The organism is Nonomuraea purpurea (assembly GCF_042650645.1).
GTDB classification, from domain to species: domain Bacteria; phylum Actinomycetota; class Actinomycetes; order Streptosporangiales; family Streptosporangiaceae; genus Nonomuraea; species Nonomuraea purpurea.
This window is the reverse complement of sequence record NZ_JBHSBI010000018.1, coordinates 42033-62128: the sequence shown is the minus strand read 5'-3', so window position 1 is coordinate 62128 and position 20096 is coordinate 42033. Positions and strand designations below refer to the sequence as shown.

Genomic DNA, 20096 nt, shown 5'->3' with positions numbered 1-20096 from the left:
GAACCGCGCGCTCTGCCGCTGACACGCTCTATAGCAAGAGACGTTCCCCGAGAGCAGGGCGTTCACCCTCCATCCAACTACTGTTCGGGGGTGACGTGTTCCCGATACGCCGCAAGCGAACGATGTTTACGACGCTTCACGGAGCGGCGGGGAAATTGCAGCTCGCGGCGTAGGCAGACCAACACGGATCGGCCGTCCCGCGCCCGAAGCGAGGGGAGCGTCCTGGCCGCCCTCTCACCCACGTATCACAGATGCCGCGCCGTATCTGTTGCTCAATCATCCTATGTCGCGACGCAATGCTTGGCCAAGTGCGCGTACTACGCCCTGAGCACAGCGCGGCACACACAGCTCACCTGGCTCTCCCTAACCCCAGGGAACTCGGAAAATCCCATCCGGTCAGCCCGGTTACCAACATCGTCCCACCTGATGAGACAGCGCTCTCCGTGACGGGCCGAGGATTGGCGACGCCCTCCGGGTACGGGGATTGGCGACAGCTCTCCGCACTTGCAAGGGCATCGCATTGTGCGCGGATGCCCGCAGAGACCACATTGTGTGACTCGGGCTCAGGTTAGCGGGTTATGCAGAGGCCCGCTCTCCCAACGAGTCCAAGGTTTTGCCCGACGCGGTAGATCCGTGCCCTACGGCTTATGCCGCGCAGCCGGGCAACCCGTCCCGGGGGCATATGCCGCCCGCACATCACGCCCCCATGCCTTATGCCGCCCGCACATCCCGGGGGCGAGAGGTTAAACCGGACGCGCCCATCCGCGCGGTCCGGTTATGCCCTCAGAGTCGGGAACCCCGTTAAGCACGAAGGATCGGAGATCGCCCAGGAGGCTTTACGGCGCCGGTGTTTTGCGCGATGGCCCGTTCCAGCGATCCGTCCGCGCCGTCGCTCCTGAGCATATGTTCACGACCACAACATACGTTGAATGAGGCATGGCATGCCGCGACCGACATTCGGCGCACGCTCAACGCGCGACCAAAACGCCCACATTTGGGCGGTTTAGAGATCATCATCCGGACGTTCGAGAACGACCAGGAAAACGATCATGCGCTTATGGCGGCCGCCGGGGTCCTAGGCGAACGGCATAAGCGCATGGTCGAGTGTCGGCTCTCTCTCAGTGAGCCGCTTCGTACTTCTCGACGACGGTGGAGGCGATACGGCCTCGCTCGCTGACCGGCAGGCCGTGGGCCTTGGCCCACTGCCGGATCTCGGAGCTCTTCTCGCGGCTCATGGCACGGCTGCCACCGCGCCCACGACGACGCGTGGACACGGCCCCGGCCCTGCGTGCGTGCTGCACGAAAGGCGTGAGGGAGTCCCTCAGCTTCTTGGCGTTAAGGTCGCTGAGGTCAATCTCATAGGAGGAGCCGTCAATAGCGAAGCTGACCGTCTCATTGGCCTCGCCCCCATCGAGGTCATCGATGAGAATCTCCTGGATCTGCTTGGCCATCTACGCAATCCTTTCCCGGAGCATTGTTTCATTCGCCAGCCCAAACATATACCCGGAAAGGCGCTGAGACAATTCAGCGTGCAGGGATTCGGCTGACTGGCCGATCAGTTCTGCTCCTCGACGGCGTCCTCGCGGTTTCGCCGGCCCCCCACAGCCTCGGACCGAACCAACTTCACTACGCCAAAGATGAAGGCTCCCCCTACCACGACCGGGGGGATGAGCGCTGACAATACGTCCGTAAGGGCTTCCATTCGTCCTCGTCTCCACGGCTAGCGGGGTTTCGGGGGCGCTTTTTGCGCAACCTGCGCGACCAGGGGGAGCACGGCGCCGCCGATGGACGTGCAAGGCCACAACCACCCGCACCCGACCATAGCGGCACACACATGCCCTACGCGTCACAGGGACACCAACATCCGGCAACCCGGACGTCCCATAGCCTAATGCCAGTCTCTCCAGGCTCCTTACCGGATCAAGGGAAAATTTTGCGAAAAGGCATCCACGCAGGTACGGATGGCTCAGCGAAGATCTTTAACGACGCGTGTTCCCGCCAGCCTGTCGTGCGGCCCCCGCTCCAGCGGCTTGTCGATCAGGATGAGCAACCCGACGGCGAACAGCAGCATTCCGGCCAGCAGATTGACCACGGGAATGCCCATCAGCATGATCGGCCCCGGATAGACCAGGGCCCGTTTGAGCAGCGCCCTGGGCGGTGACTCCGCCGGCGCCAGGCGAATCCGCATGATCGCCTTGCCGAACGTCCTGCCACGCCGGGAATGTGCCCACCAGTCGTAGCCCGCATAACCCAACCCGGCCACCAACCATGCGAACACACCGGGCAAGCGGCCGTGGAACACCTCCAACACCCCGACAGTTCGGAAGATGCCCCACAGAAGGATGAACAGAATGTAATAGAAGACCCCGAAGACGAGCGCTTCAATCGACCGGGCAGCCAACCGTTCCCACCATTCAGCGGGCAGCTCGCCCGGCCACGGCGGCGTCCCGGCCATAACCTCCACCTCACATCATCGGCGGCCCCTGCGGGGTCCTCCCATTTTGGTACGGGCCCCCACACACAAAACAGAGGCCGGCGCGAAGCCGGCCCCTGTTTTACGTCTCGCGCAGACTACTTGATCTTGACCACCACGGTGCCCGCGACCTTGTCCGCGAACGTCTGCTGCAGCGGCTTGTCCCACAACTGCGAGGCGCCGTTGACGGCCACGACCGCGTAGCCGAGCAGCGTGCTGATGATCGGGATCGGAATCGCCGTGAGGAGATAGCCGCCCCACGTCACCCCGCCCCTCTTGAGCGCGGCGTCGGTCGGCAGCCCCTTCGGAGGCATGTGCTGCCCCACCGGGACGACCTTGATCCCCATGACCATCTTGCCGACGGTCTGGCCGTTCATCTTCAGCAGGAAGAAGTCGTAGCACACCCAGAGGATCGTCGAGATGACGGTCGACAGGATGCCCACGACCACCGACGAGAACGCACCGCTGCTGCTTCCGTCCAGCGACGAGTAGCTGGCCAGGAACAGCGCGGCCATGATGACGCCGATGACGAGGTTCACGACGAACAGGATGACGCCGTCGATGAGCCTGGCCACCAGGCGCTGCCACCATTCGGCCAGCGGAGCCGGAGCACCCGGCGGCTGCATGCCGACCGGGCCGTAGCCCGGCGCCTGGCCGTAAGGGGCCTGACCGTAGGGGGCCTGCGGCTGGCCGTAGGCCTGACCGTACTGCTGCTGGTCGCCGTACTGCTGGCCGTAGCCCTGCTGTTGCCCGTAGCCCTGCTGGGCGTAGCCGGGCTGGGACTGCTGCTGCTGGCCGTAGCCCTGCTGCTGCCCATAGCCCTGCTGCCCGTAGTCGGGCTGGGACTGGGGCTGCTGCCCGTACCCGTACTGCTGCTGACCCGACTGCGGCTGCTGGCCATAGCCCTGCTGCTGCCCGTAGTCAGGCTGCTGACCATAACCCTGCTGCTGACCGTAGCCCTGCTGCCCGTAGTCAGGCTGGGATTGCGGCTGCTGGCCATAGCCGGGCTGCGACTGGGGCTGCTGGCCGTAGCCGGGCTGGGACTGCGGCTGCTGGCCGTAGTCGGGCTGCTGCCCGTAGCCCTGCTGCTGCTGACCGTACCCCTGCTGCTGACTGTAGTCAGGCTGCTGGCCGTAGCCGGGCTGCTGACCATAGTCGGGCTGCTGGCCGTAACCCTGTTGCTGCTGGCCATAGCCCTGCTGCTGCCCGTAGCCCTGCTGCCCGTAGTCGGGCTGCGACTGCGGCTGCTGGCCGTACTGGGGTTGTTGCTGGCCATAACCCTGCTGCTGACCGTAGCCCTGCTGCTGGCCTTGACCCTGTTGCTGGCCGTACTGGGGCTGCTGGCCGTAGCCCTGCTGCTGACCATATCCCTGCTGGCCGAAGGCGTCGTCCGCCCGATAGCCGATCACAGTGGCGTCAGGATCAGGCTCGTTGGGGTGGCGGCCCATGTTCTGCTGCCCATATTGGGGATTGCGGGGCGCAGAGTTCTCGCCGGATTCGTCCTGTGGATACGGCGGCTGTCCGGTGCTCACCGTGTCACCTCGCTTCGAGTGCGCGTGTGGCACGTGTCAGGACACATGCCCGTGCTGCCCAACGTATCGACATAGGTATCAACAATCACCTTTCCATCTAGCCAAGGTCCGCGTCACCCGATGTCAGATGCAGCAGCATGCGGGTGTTGCCGAGAGTGTTCGGCTTGACGTGTTCCAGGTCGAGGAACTCCGCCACACCCTCGTCGTATGAGGCCAGCAGTTCGGCGTAGACCTCGGGTGAGACCGGAGTGCCCTGGATCGGGCGGAATCCGAGTCTGGCGAAGAAGTCAACCTCAAAAGTCAGACAGAATACACGCCGTAGCCCCAAATCCTTCGCCTGCCGTATGAGTGCGGAGACGATCTGACGGCCGACGCCCAAACCCCTGCTTTCGGGATCCACGGCCACCGTGCGGACCTCGGCGAGGTCCTCCCAGAGCACGTGGAGCGCGCCGCAGCCGACGACCTGCCCGTCTCGTTCGGCCACCCAGAACTCCTGTACGTCTTCGTACAGCGTCACTGTGGCCTTCTCCAGGAGCCGCGGTCCCGCGCCCGCGTAGGTGTCCACCAAGCGCCTGACCACCCGCACATCGGGCGTGCGGGCACGCCGGATCACCACTTTGGTCTCCGGCATTGTCGGTTCGGCCACCTGCTCCATGGCTCTCCAGAGTACAGATGTCATTACGGCTCAGCCCTAACTCCCATGTCTCGGCCCATCCTGTTACATGTTGTGGCCAAGTGAGCACGGCTGCCACACGAACCCAGGTTCGGCGGAACCACGGGCAAAGAGGGCATAAAGTCACTTGTACACGGTTGATCACGAGATCCCCCTGTGACACTTCGGTTGTGAAACCTCTACAGATCCGGCGTTCTGGTTGAGCACCAACCCGGAGTGCATTAGTGTCCAGCGACGATGCCCCCTGCGTGTCGCGCGTGGGAGGACACGCCCAATTCCCGCAAGGGAAGCCGGGGAACCGCCGGTGGCGCCTTCAAAACGCCACCATCGGGGTGAATCCGAGACCTCTCGGTAGGGCTGCTCCGGCCCGAACCCGTCAGCTAACCCGGTAGGCGTTCATGAGAGGAGCTGGTTGGTGAAGCGCACGCACAGTCGCGGGGGGAAGTCGGCGGGCAAGCACGCCCGCCCTCCGGAACGCGCCCGGCGGCCACGCCGGTTCGGTGTGGCAAGTCTCACAGTCGCCGCGCTGCTGTTCGCCATCCCCGCCGGCCCGGCGTCCGCGGATCCGAAACCCTCATTAAAGGAGCTCGCCAAACAGGTGGAGGAGCTTCACACCGAGATCGAGACGCTGACCGAGCAGTACAACGGCCAGCGGGAGAAGCTCAAGACCGCGAAGACGACCTCAGAGGCCGCACAGAAGACGCTGGCGGCCAGTGAGGCCGATCTGACCGCCAAGCGTGCCAGGGCGGTTCTCCTCGCCCAGAGCGCCTATATGTCGGGCGGCCTCAGCACGGCCATGGTTTTCAGCGCGGCCGACGACCCCAAGGAGATCCTCGACCGCGCCGCGACCACGTACGCGATCCAGGAGCAGCAGGGCGAGCAGGTCAACCAGGTCACCCGGGCCATGGACGCCGCCAGCCGCGCCAGGGCCGACGCCAAGGCCAGCATCGACGAGATGGAGCGGATCGTCGCGGAGCTTGACACCAGGCGCGACAAGATCACCAAGCTCATCGGCCGGGTCGAGAGCAACCTGTACAGCCGGGCGCTGGGCGAGGCGGGCCGCCCGGGGACGCGGGCCACGCATGTGAACCTGCCCGTCATCGGCGGCGGCAAGGCGGCGCAGGCCGCACGATGGGCGCTCACGCAGCAGCTCAAGCCGTACGTCTGGGGCGCGGCGGGCCCGAGCTCCTACGACTGCTCCGGCCTGGTGATGGCCGCCTTCCAGCGCGTGGGCGTCTCGCTGCCCCACTACACCGGCGACCAGTGGACCGCGGGCAGGCACGTCTCCCGTTCTGAGCTGCGCGCGGGCGACCTGGTGTTCTTCTACAACGACCTGCACCACGTCGGCATCTACATCGGCGGAGGCATGATGGTGCACGCCCCCCAGACGGGTGACGTCGTACGCGTCGCCTCGATCGACAGGCGGCCGTGGGCCGGCGCGGTCCGCATCGCCGGCTGAAGCCGATGTAACCGGTGAAAGCCGGTCGGAGCCGATCCGAGCCCGCAGGCTCAGATCAGCTGACGGCGCGCGGCCCAGGCCACGGCCTCGATCGCGGTGGCCACGCCGATGCGGTCGCAGATGCACCGTAATCTCCTGCGTACGGTGCGTCCGCTGATATCCAGGCGTCTGCCCACTCGATCGACGGTGACCCCCTTGGCCAGCTCCGCCAGTAACGCCAAATCCGCATGGCTCAGCTCAACGCCTTCAGTGAGCACATCCATCGGGAGCCCTCCCCCCAACAGCAGAACTCGGGCCACTCCACAGGGCCAAAACCGCTCCTCGCAGACGGTAAACGCATCCTGGAAAGGTCGTCAAGCATGACAATCGTCGCTCTTGACGAGCACTATTGACATGCTCCGTTATATATGACGTACTCGCGATATGCCGGACGCTCCCCGCGCGCTTCGAGCGATCGCTTCGATCCATCGGACACTCCGGAATCACCGGTAATGAGCCCGGCCGGCGTTCTGGGTTTTGATCCATCAAAGCCGGATTTTCTGCGTGATCAATACGTCCGGGATCGCGACACGGACGCGCGGCCCAAGCTTCCTTACGCGCGCGGACCCGCTCGTGGCGACCGTCTACGACGCCACTGCGCGACCCGCGCTCCGGCCGCTCTTCAGGGCAACGCCCCAGGCAGCGGCCCTGCGACCAGGTCCGGCAGGACGTAGGGCCTGCCTCTGCCCCGCACGCCTCCGCCCTGGATCGCGGCGATCGCCTTCGCGTTGATCGCGCCGCCCCGGAGGGATGCTGACCTGATTTCCGGTTCGCCCGCCCTCGGCTGTCATGGTGATGGCGACGGCGCCACCAGAGGATCGCGAACGCCTCCGCGAATTGAGCAGACGCTTGCTCGCGGCCTTGACCCGAGGCTTACAGATGACCTCGCATCGGAAACCGGGCGGGCCAGAAGCGAATTTCGCGACCGCCGCCGCGGGCTCGTGGCGATCAGGCGGACGCGGCGCACACCCGTCCGCGGCGGCTCCCGGAGCTCGAACCGGCCGAGCGGAAGCCGCCGCACAGGCGAACACGGACAGAAATGACGAAACCATCAGTGAGTGGGCTTGACCAGCGGGAACAGGATCGTCTCCCGGATGTTCTTGCCGGTGAAGGCCATGACCATCCGGTCGATCCCGGCCCCCATGCCCCCGGTCGGCGGCATGGCGTACTCAAGCGACTGCAGGAAGTCCTCGTCGAGCTGCATGGCCTCAAGGTCGCCCCCGGCGGCCAGCAACGACTGCTCCACCAGCCGCCGCCGCTGCTCGATCGGGTCGTTCAGCTCGGAGTAGGCCGTGCCGAGCTCCGTGCCGAACCCGATCAGGTCCCACTTCTCCGTCACCAGCGGATCGTCGCGGTGATTGCGGGCCAGCGGCGAGGTCTCCAGCGGGTAGTCCATCACGAACGTCGGCTGCACCAGCGTGTGCTCCACGAGCTCCTCGAAGAGCTCCTGGACGAGCTTGCCCTGACCCCACTTCGGGTCCCAGTGGATCTCGCGCCGCTCGGCGATCTTGCGGACCTCCTCCAGCGACGTCGCCGTGGTGATCTCCTCCCCGACGGCCTGCGACACGGCCCCGTACAGCGTGATGCGCGGCCACTCGGCGAGGCCGAGATCGACCTCGACCCCGTCGTGCACGACCACGGTGGTGTCCAGGGCGGCCACGACGGCCTTCTGGTACATCCGCTGCGTCAGATCGGCCATGTCGTTGTAGTCGAGGTAGGTGCCGTAGGCCTCGACCATCGTGAACTCGGGGTTGTGGGTGGAGTCGGCGCCCTCGTTGCGGAAGTTGCGGTTGACCTCGAAGACCTTCTCGATGCCCCCGACCACGAGCCGCTTGAGATAGAGCTCGATCGCGATGCGGAGGTAAAGGTCCATGTCGTAGGCGTTGATGTGGGTCTTGAACGGCCTGGCCGCGGCACCGCCGTGGATGGGCTGCAGCATCGGCGTCTCGACCTCGAGGTAGCCCTCCTCGTGCCAGAAGTCGCGCACCGCGCGCACCGTGGCGCTGCGGACGCGGGCCATCGTCCTGGCCTCGTCGTTGACGATGAGGTCGACGTAGCGCTGGCGCACCCGCGCCTCGGGGTCGGTGAGGCCGACGTGCTTCTCCGGCAGCGGGCGCAGGCACTTGGCCGTGATCTGCCAACTGTCGGCCAGGATGGACAGCTCGCCGCGCCTGGAGGTGATGACCTCGCCGGTCACCCCGACGTGGTCACCCAGGTCGACGTCGCGCTTCCACGCGGCCAGCGACTCTTCTCCCACCTTGTCGAGGGAGATCATGACCTGCAGGTCGGCGCCGCCGTCGCGGAGCGTGGCGAAGCAGAGCTTGCCGCCCACGCGGTTGAGCATGACGCGCCCCGCCACGCCCACCGTGTCGCCGGTGGCGGTGTCGGGCTCCAGCCCCTGGTATTTCTCCCTGACCTCGACGTTGGTGGTCGTACGGGGGAAATTCACCGGGTAAGGATCGACGCCCTCGCTGCGAAGGCGGTCGAGCTTCTCCCTCCGGATGCGCATCTGCTCGGGAAGTTCGTCGCTCACACCAACAAAGAGTAGGGGATATGGCGAACTGCAAGGACTCGTCGGTCCGCCGAAGGGGCGATGCGAGAGCGCCAAACACCGCCTCGCCAGGGCGCAGGGCTGGGTGGACGTCAACTGGGACGGCGACGGCGAGTCCAACGAGATCACGGTCAAGGGCCGGCCGGACCTACCTCTACACCGCCGAGAACGAGTGAACCTCAAAACCACCCGAGCGGGGGCCGCTGCGTTTTATGGCCTCACTTCGTGAAGCGGGCTCGGTCGCCCGATGCCGGCTGCGCTCCCGCCGCTCCTCCAGACGACGGCGCTCCCTCGTCAGTTCATGAGGTGTTCCGTTTGTAGATCAGGCGGAGGCCGAGGAGGGTCAGCCACGGCTCGTGGACGTCGATCGAGCGCGACTCCCCCACCACCAGCCCCGCGTGACCGCCGGTGGCCACCACGGTCACCTCGTCGGGGTCGTCGGCCAGTTCGGCCGCCATGCGTTCGACGATCCCGTCCACCTGGCCGGCGAAGCCGTAGATGATGCCGGCCTGCAGGGCCTCGACGGTGTTCTTGGCGATCACCGAACGCGGCCTGACCAGCTCGACCTTGTGCAGCTGGGCACCGGCGGCGGCCAAGGCGTCCACGGAGATCTCGATGCCGGGGGCGGTGACCGCCCCGACGTACTCGCCCTTGGCCGACACCGCGTCGAACGAGGTCGCGGTGCCGAAGTCGACGATGACGCAGGGGCCGCCGTACTGGTCGATGGCCGCCAGCGCGTTCACGATGCGGTCGGCGCCGACCTCTTTGGGGTTGTCCATGCGCACGGGCACGCCGGTACGGATGCCCGGCTCCACGATCACCGCCGTCACGTCGCCGTAGTAGCGGCGGCACATCTCACGCATCTCGTTGAGCACGCTCGGGACGGTGGAGCAGATGGCGATGCCGTCGATGTCGGCCCCTTTGAGCAGCGGTGACTGAGCCAGCAGCCCTTGGAGCACGACCGCGATCTCGTCGGCGGTGCGGCGGGCGTCGGTCGCCAGCCGCCAATGCTCGATGACGTCCTCGCCCTCGAACAACCCCAGCACCGTGTGCGTGTTGCCGACGTCGATCGTGAGCAGCATTCATTACCCCCGCAGATCCAGTGCGATGTCCAGGGCCGGCGCCGAGTGCGTTAGCGCGCCCACCGCAAGGTAGTCAACGCCAGTTTCGGCCACATCACGGGCCGATTCCAAGGTCAATCCCCCGCTGGCTTCGAGCGCAACCCCCTTTTTGGCCCGATTTTTCATGATTTGTACGGCGCGGGCGGTGTCCTCAATCGTGAAGTTGTCCAACAGGATCTCGGACGCCCCCTCGTCCAGCACCGCCTCCAACTGGTCAAGCCGGTCGATCTCCACCTCGATCGGCAGATCGGGATAACGCTCCCTGACCGCCCTGAACGCCTCGGCCACGCCCCCGGCCGCCACCACGTGATTGTCCTTGATCAGGGCGGCGTCCGACAGCGACATGCGGTGGTTGACGCCACCGCCGCAGCGCACCGCGTACTTCTCCAGCGCCCGCAGCCCCGGCAGCGTCTTGCGGCTGTCGCGCACCCGCGCCGCCGTCCCTCTGACCGCCTCGACCCACCTGCCGGTCAGCGTGGCCACCCCCGACAGGTGCGTGAGCAGGTTGAGCGCCGTGCGCTCGGCGGTCAGCAGGTCCCGGGTGGGCCCCTCGACGGACATCAGCACCTCGCCCGCCCTGACGCGCTCACCGTCCTTGACCCTTCTCTCGGTACGCGCGGCGCCCAGCCGGACGAACACCGCCTCCGCCACCGCCAGCCCGGCCACGACGCCGTCCTTGCGCGCCACCACGTCGGCGACGGAACGCTGCCCGGCCGGGATGGTGGCCAGGCTCGTCACGTCGCCCGCCTCCCGCAGGTCCTCGGCCAGCGCCCGGTCGATCACCGCGTCCACCTCGGCCGGGTCGAGCCCGGCGGCCGTCAGCTCCTGCGCCAGGCGCGGCGGCATGGCGTCCCCGTGCGGCGTGTACGTCATTTGCGGGCCCTCCTCGGTCAGGGTCACGTCCAGGTGGCCCAGCCATTCGTTGTCGTCGCGGGTGTCGTAGTCCTCGCGCCAGTGCGAGCCGCGGGTCTCCAGCCTGGCCTGCGCCGCGCCGGTGAGGACGGTGGCGACGGTGAGCAGGTTCGCCGCCTCCCAGGACTCGGTGCGGGGCGGCACCGCCACCGGCGTCCAGCGGGCCTCGCGCAGCGCCTTGGCGGTGGCCCGCAGCGACTCGCGGCTGCGCAGCACGCTCGCCCCCATGCTCATGTGGGCCTGGATCCTGGGCCTGACCCGTGGGTCCACCAGGCCCGAGCCGTCGGGGCCCGCGACGGGGTCGCCGGGAGAGGGGCGCAGTTCGTGGATGTCCTCGGCGATGCGCTCGGCGAACACGAGCCCTTCGAGCAGAGAGTTGGAGGCCAGCCGGTTCGCGCCGTGCACGCCGGTGCAGGCGACCTCGCCGCAGGCGTACAGGCCCTCGATCGTGGTGCGCCCGCGCAGGTCCGTACGGACGCCGCCGCTGGCATAGTGGGCCGCGGGCGAGACCGGGATCGGCTCGGTCGCCGGGTCGATGCCGTGCTCGCGGCAGACGGCGTAGATCGTGGGGAAGCGGGTCTGCCATTTCTCGCGGCCGAAGTGGCGGCCGTCGAGGTAGACGTGGTCGCGCCCGGTCTCGCGCATCGTCCGCATGATCGCCTTGGCCACGACGTCGCGCGGCGCCAGGTCGGCCAGTTCGTGCACGTCCGCCATGAACCGGTTGCGGTCGTGGTCGATGAGGAAGGCGCCCTCGCCCCTGACGGCCTCGGAGATCAGCGGCTGCTGGCCGGTCGAGCCCTCGCCGAGCCAGAGCACGGTGGGGTGGAACTGCACGAACTCGATGTCGCGCACCACGGCCCCCGCGCGCAGCGCCAGTGCGACCCCGTCGCCGGTGGAGACGACCGGGTTGGTGGTGGCGGCGTAGACCTGGCCCATGCCGCCGGTGGCCAGCACGACCGCCCTGGCGTGCACGGCGCCGACCCCGTCGCGCGCGCCCTCGCCCATGACGTGCAGCGTCACGCCCCTGGCCCGGCCCTTGGCGTCCTTGAGCAGGTCGAGCACCAGCGCGTGCTCGATCACCTGCACAGAGCCCGCGCGTACCGCCTCGATGAGGGCGCGCTGGACCTCGGCGCCCGTGGCGTCGCCGCCCGCGTGCACGATCCTGCGCCGCCGGTGCCCGCCTTCCCTGGTGAGCTGGAGCTCCCCTTCGGGCGTGCGGTCGAAGCGGGCGCCGCGCCGCATGAGCCGCCGCAGCGCCCCCGGGCCCTCGGTGACCATCGTGCGCACGGCCCGGACGTCGCACAGCCCGACGCCGGCCACCACCGTGTCGTTCAGGTGCTCCTCGGGCGTGTCGCGGGGGTCGAGCACGGCCGCGATGCCGCCCTGGGCCCACCGGGTGGAGCCCGACGACAGCACGTCCTTGGTGACGACCAGGACCTTGGCCGCAGGCTCCAGCTCGGCGTAGCGCAGCGCCACGGTCAGGCCCGCGATGCCCGAGCCCACGACCACCACGTCCGCCTCGACGGTCCAGCCGGGCGCGGGCGCGGTCAGCTGCAGGGGAAGGGCCGGTGCGCTCATGGGGGTCTCCTCACTGAGACTATTTCGTCAATATGACGATAACGCTTGGCGAGGCGTTCATATGCCCCGGGGCCTCAGTGGGGATTCAAGGTCAGGGTGACGTTGTCGATCAATCTGGTGTCGCCCACCCTGGCGGCCACCGCGAGCACGGCCGTGCCCTCGTGCGACTCGCCGACTTCCCTGAATGTGGCGGGATCGACCAGGGCCAGATAGTCCAGGTCGAGCTCGGGGCCCGCCGCGTCGAGCACGTCCTGCGCGGTGGCGCGGATCTGGGACGGGTCGAACTGGGCCGCGCCGGCCCGCAGCGCCCGCGACAGGGTCAGGGCCACCCGGCGATCACTCTCGGACAGGTAGCGGTTGCGGCTCGACAGGGCCAGGCCGTCGGGCTCGCGCACGGTGGGGCCGCCCAGGATCTCGATCGGCAGGTCGAGGTCGGCGACCATGCGGCGGATCAGGGCGAGCTGCTGGGCGTCCTTCTGGCCGAAGACCGCCAGGTCGGGCCTGACCAGGTTGAACAGCTTGAGCACGACCGTGAGCACCCCGTCGAAGTGCCCCGGCCTGAAGGCGCCCTCGACGATCGTGCCCATCTCGCCCGCCGAGACGCTCACCTGGCGGCCGGGCGGGTACATGTCCTCGACGGCGGGGTTGAAGACGACGTCGACGCCCTCGGCCCGGCACGCGTCCAGGTCGGCATCAAATGTACGGGGATAGCGGGAAAAATCCTCGTTTGGGGAAAATTGCAGAGGGTTGACGAAAACACTGACCACGACCTGATCGGCCCGGACGCGGGCCTGCCTGATCAGCGACCTGTGGCCCTCGTGCAGCGCACCCATGGTCGGCACCAGCGCCACATCGCCACCACGACGCGCCTTGACCAGGTCTTCCCTGTTCCTGGCGACGATCAGCTCCATAACTGCCCTCCAAACGCGACTTTCAGGTCCATATATTGCCCCCCAGCGCGTCGAGCAGCCGCTCCGCCTCCTCGGGTTTGAGCAGCCCCGCCGCCAGCGCCCGATCTGCCGTGAGCCTGGCCAGCGCGATGTAGGCGTCGGCCGCCTCGGGGGCCGCCAGGATCAGCGCGTCCACGTGCTTGCGCACGGTGCCGGCGTCGCCGCGTACGACGGGGCCGGTGAGACCGGTGATGCCCAGCCGCAGCACGTTGTCGAGCGCGGCCCCGAGCAGCGGGCCCAGCATCCGGCCCGGATGCTCCACACCGATGCGGCCCAGCAGCTCCTGTGACTCGGCGATGAGCGTGACCATGTGGTTGGCGGCCCCGGCCAGCGCCGCGTGGTAGAGCGCGCGGTCGGCGTCGGCGATCCAGACGGGCTCGCCGCCCATCTCGATCACCAGGGCCTCGGCGATGGGCCGCAACATCTCGGGCGAGGTCACGCCATAGGAGATACCGGTCAGCTTGTTGATGTCGTCGTCCCTGCCCGTGAACGTCATCACCGGATGCAGCGCGAGCGGCAGCGCGCCCATCTTGGCGGCCGGGTCGAGCACCGACAGCCCGTACGCCCCGCTGGTGTGGACCAGCAGCTTGCTCTGCAGATCGGCCCCGGTGGCGGCCAGCCCGCCGACGAGATCGGGCAGCGCGTCGTCGGGCACGGTGAGCAGGATCAGCTCGGCGCCGGCGACCACCTCGTCGGGCCGGGAAGTCTTCACCCCCAGCCGGTCGGCGGCCCAGCGCTGCGAGTCGTCCGACACGCCGCTCGCGGCCACGATGCGATGCCCGGCCTGCGCCAATGCGGCGCCCAGAGCCGAGCCGACCTTGCCCGCCCCGAGCACGCCGACAGTCAGCCGTGCCGGGCGATCACCTGCGTCCATGACGTCTCACCCCTGTCGACCGTGATGGCACTGCCGACCAGCGTAACGGCCTCTCAGGATTGCGGACGTGACCGCTGTTTTGCCGCACGTTGAGTTAACGACAAAACCGACAAGGGCATACAAAAAGCGCACCCCCTGTCGGAAGAGATGAGGAGAGGGGTTCACCGCATGGCAGCGGGCGCCGAGTCCTCCGCCAGGGACCCGACGCCCGCATTGTGTGACCTCTTGGAGGTGCGCCGGCCGGTCAGCCGCCGACTGATCGGCCGGAGACCGAGCCCGGGCCGGCCTGCGTCGGCCCGGGCTCCTGTCCGGTCAGTGGTGGCTGGGCACGTAGGAGCTGGCGCCGCCCTTGCAGCCGGCGATGGCGAGGCCGATCACGGCCACCGCGTTGCCGCAGACGTTGACCGGGATGGAGATCGGTGCGTGGATCTGGTTGCCGCCGAGGATGCTGCCGTTGCCGCTGGTGATATCGGCGTGCGCGGGGGCGGCCAGCGCCAGCACGGCGAGCGCTCCGGTAAGGACCATGGCCTTCTTCAGCATGAGGGTTTCCTTCTGTTGTGGCGGCAGGAAGCCGCAGGTACTTGTTCGGGGTGACCGGCTGCGTCAATTGGGGGTTGGCGCAACGCAATCATCCGGTGACAATGGGTAAACGTTACCGCAAGCTTGCAACCTTGAGTAGCTATTCGATGACGATCCGTCGCCGTCGAAAATCATGAGATAGTCCAGGGCATGTGGCTCACCTGGCGCGCCGCGACAGAGCGCGCGCTGTACGGAGAGGCCGGCTTCTACCTGCGCGAACGCCCGTCAGGCCACTTCAGGACCTCGGTGAGCGCCTCGACCGCCTTCGCGGAGGCGATTGTGGCGCTGCTGGCGCAAGTGGACGCCGAACTCGGCGGTCCCGAGGTGCTCGACCTGGTCGACATCGGCGCGGGCGAGGGCGTGCTGGTCACGCAGGTGCTGGCCGCGGCCGACCCCACGCTGCGCGACCGGCTGCGGATCACGGCCGTGGACCTGTCGCCGAGGCCGCGAGAGCTGCCCAAGGAGATCGGCTGGCGCGACCGCCTGCCCGCCGGCGTCTCGGGGCTGGCCATCGCCAACGAATGGCTCGACAACGTGCCGCTCGACGTGGTGGAGCAGACGGCCGACGGACCCCGGCTGGTCATGGTGAACACCCGTACGGGCGAGGAGCGTCTCGGAGGGCCGCCGAGCCCGGCCGACCTGGCCTGGCTCGACCGGTGGTGGCCGCTGACCCGGGTCGGCTCGCGAGCGGAGATCGGCCGGCCGCGCGACGAGGCGTGGGCGTCGGTCCTCATGCGCCTCACCAGGGGACGGGCGATCGCCATCGATTATGCACACCCTGTGGATAACCGCCCGCCCTGCGGGACGCTGACCGGCTACCGCGACGGGGCGGTCGTGTTGCCCGTACCCGACGGCACCTGCGACATCACCGCCCATGTCGCCCTCGACGCGTGCGCCGAGGCCGGGCGGCGGGCCGGCGCGATATCCACAACCTTGTCCACACAGCGCGAGGCGCTGCGCGAGTTGGGCGTCCTCGGGGCGCGCCCGCCCGTCGAGCTGGCCCGCGCCAATCCACGGGGCTATCTGCGGGCCCTGGCCAGAGCTTCGGAGGAGGCCGAGCTGATCGATCCCACCGGGCTCGGCGGCTTCGGCTGGCTCACCCAGCGAAAGTGAGCTCAAGTGAGCGCAGGCCGCGAATGACGTAGCCGGGCTTCCACGTGGGCTCCTGCCGCAGCTCCAGCTTGGGCGCGCGGTCCAGGAGCGCGCCGAACGACTCGATCAGCTCGATGCGGGCCAGCGGCGCGCCCAGGCAGAAGTGGATACCGGCCCCGAACGAGATGTGCGGGTTGTCGGCGCGGCCCACGTCGAGCCGGTCCGGGTCGTCGAAGACCGCCGGGTCGCGGTTGGCCGAGCCGAACAGCAGGGCCACCTCCGACCCGCGCGGGATCCGCACGCCGTGGACCTCGATGTCCTCCAGCACCCAGCGCTCGAACATCTGCAGCGGCGTGTCCCAGCGCATCAGCTCCTCGACGGCCGTGGGCAGCAGCGAACGGTCCTCGCGCAACCGTTGGAGCTCGCCGGGGTTCCTGAACAGGGCCCACCAGCCGTTGCCCGTCACGTTCACGGTGGCCTCGTGGCCGGCGTTGAGCAGCAGGACGCACGTGCCGACCAGCTCGTCCTCGGTGAGCTCCGGGATCTGGGTGAGCGCGCTGATCAGGTCGTCGCCGGGGGCGCGGCGGCGCCGCGCCGCCAGGGACTTGAGGTATCCGGCGAACTCCTCCGCAGCGCGTGCCGCGGTGTGCTGGGCCTGGCTGCCGGGGTTGAGTTCGTACATCAGGCAGATGTCGGCCGACCAGGGGCGCAGCAGGTGGCGGTCCTGGTCGGGGACGCCGAGCATCTCCGCGATCACGGTGACGGGGAGCGGCTCGGCGACCTCGGCGATCAGGTCTCCGCCGCCCTTGTCCGCGTACGCGGCCACCAGCCTCTCGGCGATGGCGCGTACGCGGGGGCGCAACGACTCGACCATGCGCGGCGTGAACGCCCTGGAGACCAACCGGCGCAGCCTGGTGTGCACCGGCGGCTCCACGTCCAGCATGCCCGCCCTGATCACCCGCCAGAACGGCTCCTGGAAGTCCGGCTCCTGCGGCCTGCCGAACTCCTCGTGCGTGGCCACGTGCAGGTAGGACCGCCCCAGGCGGCGGTCTCTGAGCAGGGCGTTGACGTCGGCGTGCCGGGAGACGAGCCACTGGCCCGTCGGCTCGAAGTAGCTGACGGGCGCCTGGCGCCTCAGCTCGTCATAGACCCGGTACGGATGAGCGACGAAATCAGGATCCCAGGGGTCGAAGGGCACTATTTCATCTTAAGGAGTGGCCTTCTCCTCCGTCTCCTCCGGAACCTTCTTGTTGTTCCTGCTGCGCACCCGGATGTTCAGCAGTTCCACGATGACCGAGAACGCCATCGCGAAGTAGATGTAGCCCTTGGGGATGTGCTGGTCCAGGCCCTCGGCGACGAGCACCACGCCGATCAGCACCAGGAACGCCAGCGCCAGCATCTTGATGCTCGGATGCGTGTCGACGAACCTGCTGATCGGCCCGGAGGCGAACAACATCACCAGCACGGCCACCACGACGGCCGCGATCATCACGCCCAGCTCGTCGACCATGCCCACGGCGGTGATGACCGAGTCGAGCGAGAACACGATGTCCAGCACCATGATCTGCGCGATCACGGAGGCGAAGGACGCGGCGGCGGCCTTCTTGTCCTTGCCGTGCGGGGTGTCCATGCTGTGGCCGATCTCCGTGACGCTCTTGGCCAGCAGGAACAGGCCGCCGAGCAACAGGATCAGGTCGCGTCCCGATATCTCGTGGCCGAAGACCGTGAACAGCGGCGCGGTGAGCTGCACCACCCACGACAGGGCGAGCAGCAGGAGCAGCCTGCTGATCAGCGCCGCCGCCAGGCCCAGCACGCGCGCTCTGTCCCGCTGCTCAGGAGGTAGCTTGCCCGCCAGGATCGAGATGAAGATGATGTTGTCTATCCCTAGAACGATCTCCAAGGCGACCAGGGTGAAGAAACCGATCCAGATCTGCGGGTCGGTCACCCAGTCCAGCATGTGTGTACCTCCATGACGCGGGGGTGGCGGGTTTCCGGGTGCAACGAGTCAGGAGTCACATAAGTTCGCGGACTTGCGTTTTAGGGCCTGGCGTCGGTTATAGTGCGGTTCGTAGGTCATGAGTGCCAGCGTCAAGCCCCGGCTAGCTGGCCGGCAACCCTCGCGTCCGCGGCGGGGTGCCCCGGGTGAAGACCTGGTCCGCCACGGAGGGTGGCGGGCAAGCGCGGGCTCCGTGGCTGCTCCGGGGGTCCGATGACCCTGAGGAGATGTGCCGTGTCCACGCTGACGATCTTCAACGCCGCCACCGAACCCATCGACGAAGCCCCCGCCGCCGTCACGAGCCGGTCGATCCCCGCCGTGCTCGGCGCCGACCTCGAAGTGCCGGTCAAGGGCGGCAAGCTGGTGTCCTACGCCAACCTCGACTACGCCGCCAGCGCCCCCTGTCTTGAGCCGGTCAGCGCCGCCGTCACCGCCGCGCTCCCGGCCTACTCCAGCGTTCACCGCGGCGCGGGCTACGCCTCCCAGCTCACCACCGCCAGGTACGAGCAGTCCCGCCACACGGTCAGGGCCTTCGTCGGCGCGCGTCCCGACGACGCCGTGATCTTCACCCGCAACACCACCGACGCCACGAACCTGCTGGCCCGCTGTCTGCCCGCCGGCACCACCGCCGTGGTCTTCGACACCGAGCACCACGCCTCGCTCCTGCCCTGGGCCAGGTCCGTACGGCTCGCGCCCCCCGCCTTCCCCGGCGCGGCCGTCCGCGCCGCCGACGAGGCGCTGGCCGGGATCGAGGGGCCGAAGCTGCTCGTGGTCACCGCCGCCTCCAACGTCACCGGCGAACTGTGGCCCATCGCCGCGCTGGCCCACATCGCGCACCGGCACGGGGCCAGGATCCTGGTGGACGCGGCGCAGCTCGTACCGCACCGGCGGCTCAACCTGACCGCGCTCGACCTGGACTACGTGGTCTTCTCAGGACACAAGCTGTACGCGCCCTTCGGCGCCGGCGCTCTGGTCGGGCGCAGGGACTGGCTGGCCGAGGGCGAGCCGTACCTCAAGGGCGGCGGCGCGGTGCGCTCGGTGGAGGAGACCATCGAGTGGCACGACGACCCCGAGCCGCGCCACGAGGCCGGAACCCCGAACGTGCTGGGCGCCATCGCGCTGGCCGCGGCCTGCGACGCCCTCAGCGCCACGGGGTGGACCGCGCTGGTGCGCGAGGAGGAGGAGCTGATCGCCCGGCTGCGTTCCGGGCTGGCCTCGATCGAGGGTGTTCGGGAGCTGTCGCTGTGGGGGGATGACCATCCTCGGGTCGGCATCGTGTCGTTCACCGTGGCCGGTTACTCGGCGCGCGAGGTGGCCGAGGCGCTCTCCGGCGAGTACGGCATCGGCGTGCGCGACGGCAAGTTCTGCGCGCACCCGTTCGTCCGGCATCTTCTGGATGTGAGCGACGGGGGCTGTGAGGACGACACGGCCTCTGCGGTTCGGGCCTCGATCGGCATCGGGACCACGCGGGAGCACGTGGACCGGCTCATCAAGGCGCTGCGCGACCTCGTCGCCCGCTGACTCAGCGGTTCGGCGGCTTGGGATGCTGGTGCGGCTCGTCGGCCACCAAGGCGTCGATGTCGCGCATGTCGTCGTCGTTGAGCCTGCTCGATCTGGGCGGCGCCTGCTGTTTGGGCTGTTTGCTCGCGCCGGGCGGGTCCTGCGGTCTCGTGGGGCCCGTCGCGAAGTTCCCGTTCCTGGACGCATGGGCGGCCAGCTCCGCCTCGGCCGCGTGCCGCTCCGAATGTCTGCGGAACAACGCGCCGATGATGCCGTCGAGCCCGATCCGCCCGCCTCCGAGCGCCGCGAACATCAGGCCGAGCGCGCCGAGCGCGCCGGGCAGCTCCCAGCCGTCGTTACCGGCCAGCACGCCCTGCGAGGCGTGCACGAACGCGATCGCGCCGAGCATGTTGATCAGCAGTAGCACCCCCATCAGCCGCACCAGCAGGCCGATGATCAGGAAGAGGCCCCCGACGGTCTCCACGATGGTCGCGTACACGGCGGAGAGTTCGGGCACCGGGATCCCCATGTCCGTGAACCCCCGCGAGGTCGGGCCGAGGCCGCCCTGCCACTTCTCCAGCCCGTGCGCCAGGAAGATCACGCCAGTCACCACCCGCGCGATCAGGGCCGCGATATCGAAGAGAACTCTCTTCATGGTGCTTTTCTCCCCCCGTTCCCGCTATTCCTCCCCATGTCCGTCTTAAGGATGCGTTTCAATGCCATTCCTTGACCCTCCCCCGCGCTGGATCGCCGACCACGGCGGTGGC

Annotated in this window: 18 protein-coding genes and 2 riboswitches; of the genes, 4 read left to right on the top strand and 14 right to left on the bottom strand. The window is 68.3% G+C overall.

Going from position 1 to position 20096, the window contains the following annotated elements:
- Positions 1-1118: 1118 nt before the first annotated feature.
- The 3 genes from ACFOY2_RS31820 to ACFOY2_RS31810 form a co-directional block, all read right to left on the bottom strand.
- Entirely contained in the window at positions 1119-1451 is a 333-nt protein-coding gene (locus ACFOY2_RS31820) for a histone-like nucleoid-structuring protein Lsr2 (RefSeq protein ID WP_379531788.1), read from the bottom strand.
- 515 nt (positions 1452-1966) lie between these two features.
- Positions 1967-2455 carry an RDD family protein gene (locus ACFOY2_RS31815; protein WP_357806799.1) on the bottom strand — a complete coding sequence of 163 codons (489 nt, stop codon included), beginning with the start codon at positions 2453-2455 and terminating at the stop codon, positions 1967-1969.
- Positions 2456-2571: 116 nt separating this feature from the next.
- The gene (locus tag ACFOY2_RS31810) at positions 2572-3099 is read right to left on the bottom strand and encodes an RDD family protein (protein WP_379531787.1); all 528 of its coding nucleotides are present in this window, start codon (positions 3097-3099) and stop codon (positions 2572-2574) included.
- Positions 3100-3219: 120 nt separating this feature from the next.
- Between ACFOY2_RS31810 and ACFOY2_RS31805 the strand changes: the two genes are divergently transcribed.
- Positions 3220-4080, top strand: coding sequence for a hypothetical protein (locus ACFOY2_RS31805; protein WP_379531786.1), 861 nt, complete (start codon positions 3220-3222; stop codon positions 4078-4080).
- Between the two features lie 22 nt (positions 4081-4102).
- Here ACFOY2_RS31805 and ACFOY2_RS31800 read toward each other — a convergent pair whose 3' ends face one another.
- Positions 4103-4660 carry an amino-acid N-acetyltransferase gene (locus ACFOY2_RS31800; RefSeq protein WP_379531903.1) on the bottom strand — a complete coding sequence of 186 codons (558 nt, stop codon included), beginning with the start codon at positions 4658-4660 and terminating at the stop codon, positions 4103-4105.
- A 276-nt stretch (positions 4661-4936) separates the two neighbouring features.
- Positions 4937-5088: riboswitch (cyclic di-AMP (ydaO/yuaA leader) on the top strand.
- Positions 5089-5180: 92 nt separating this feature from the next.
- Here ACFOY2_RS31800 and ACFOY2_RS31795 point away from each other — a divergent pair.
- Entirely contained in the window at positions 5181-6137 is a 957-nt protein-coding gene (locus ACFOY2_RS31795) for a C40 family peptidase (protein ID WP_379531785.1), read from the top strand.
- A 50-nt stretch (positions 6138-6187) separates the two neighbouring features.
- On the opposite strand, the gene ACFOY2_RS31790 is transcribed toward ACFOY2_RS31795, so the two are convergent.
- The 7 genes from ACFOY2_RS31790 to ACFOY2_RS31760 all read right to left on the bottom strand — a co-directional run bounded on the left by ACFOY2_RS31790 (position 6188) and on the right by ACFOY2_RS31760 (position 14702).
- Entirely contained in the window at positions 6188-6400 is a 213-nt protein-coding gene (locus tag ACFOY2_RS31790; RefSeq protein ID WP_358108373.1) for a LuxR C-terminal-related transcriptional regulator, read from the bottom strand.
- Between the two features lie 827 nt (positions 6401-7227).
- On the bottom strand, positions 7228-8709 hold the full coding sequence (gene lysX / locus ACFOY2_RS31785; protein ID WP_379531784.1) for a bifunctional lysylphosphatidylglycerol synthetase/lysine--tRNA ligase LysX: 1482 nt from the start codon (positions 8707-8709) through the stop codon (positions 7228-7230).
- Positions 8710-9026: 317 nt separating this feature from the next.
- Positions 9027-9809, bottom strand: coding sequence for a type III pantothenate kinase (locus ACFOY2_RS31780; protein ID WP_379531783.1), 783 nt, complete (start codon positions 9807-9809; stop codon positions 9027-9029).
- A 3-nt stretch (positions 9810-9812) separates the two neighbouring features.
- Entirely contained in the window at positions 9813-12338 is a 2526-nt protein-coding gene (locus tag ACFOY2_RS31775) for an L-aspartate oxidase (RefSeq protein ID WP_379531782.1), read from the bottom strand.
- 74 nt (positions 12339-12412) lie between these two features.
- A complete protein-coding gene (gene panC / locus ACFOY2_RS31770; protein WP_379531781.1) occupies positions 12413-13249 on the bottom strand; it encodes a pantoate--beta-alanine ligase in 837 nt (278 codons plus the stop codon).
- Between the two features lie 22 nt (positions 13250-13271).
- A complete protein-coding gene (locus ACFOY2_RS31765) occupies positions 13272-14162 on the bottom strand; it encodes a Rossmann-like and DUF2520 domain-containing protein (RefSeq protein ID WP_379531780.1) in 891 nt (296 codons plus the stop codon).
- A 312-nt stretch (positions 14163-14474) separates the two neighbouring features.
- On the bottom strand, positions 14475-14702 hold the full coding sequence (locus ACFOY2_RS31760; protein WP_379531779.1) for a chaplin family protein: 228 nt from the start codon (positions 14700-14702) through the stop codon (positions 14475-14477).
- A 189-nt stretch (positions 14703-14891) separates the two neighbouring features.
- Here ACFOY2_RS31760 and ACFOY2_RS31755 point away from each other — a divergent pair, with 189 nt between their 5' ends.
- Positions 14892-15854 (top strand): SAM-dependent methyltransferase, encoded by a 963-nt coding sequence (locus tag ACFOY2_RS31755; RefSeq protein WP_379531778.1) that lies wholly within the window; start codon positions 14892-14894, stop codon positions 15852-15854.
- On the opposite strand, the gene ACFOY2_RS31750 is transcribed toward ACFOY2_RS31755, so the two are convergent.
- A complete protein-coding gene (locus ACFOY2_RS31750) occupies positions 15838-17031 on the bottom strand; it encodes a cytochrome P450 (RefSeq protein ID WP_379531777.1) in 1194 nt (397 codons plus the stop codon). The two genes, ACFOY2_RS31755 and ACFOY2_RS31750, sit on opposite strands and share 17 nt — an antisense overlap.
- Positions 17032-17040: 9 nt before the next feature.
- Positions 17041-17790: a TerC family protein gene (locus tag ACFOY2_RS31745; protein ID WP_379531776.1), complete on the bottom strand. Its 750-nt coding sequence runs from the start codon at positions 17788-17790 to the stop codon at positions 17041-17043.
- 114 nt (positions 17791-17904) lie between these two features.
- Positions 17905-18020: riboswitch (SAM riboswitch) on the top strand.
- 43 nt (positions 18021-18063) lie between these two features.
- Here ACFOY2_RS31745 and ACFOY2_RS31740 point away from each other — a divergent pair.
- Positions 18064-19350 carry an aminotransferase class V-fold PLP-dependent enzyme gene (locus ACFOY2_RS31740; protein ID WP_379531775.1) on the top strand — a complete coding sequence of 429 codons (1287 nt, stop codon included), beginning with the start codon at positions 18064-18066 and terminating at the stop codon, positions 19348-19350.
- A gap of 1 nt (position 19351) precedes the next feature.
- Here the strand turns inward: ACFOY2_RS31740 and ACFOY2_RS31735 are convergent, their stop codons facing one another.
- Complete coding sequence (locus tag ACFOY2_RS31735) at positions 19352-19984, bottom strand: DoxX family protein (protein WP_379531774.1); 633 nt, start codon at positions 19982-19984, stop codon at positions 19352-19354.
- Between the last annotated feature and the right edge of the window lie 112 nt (positions 19985-20096).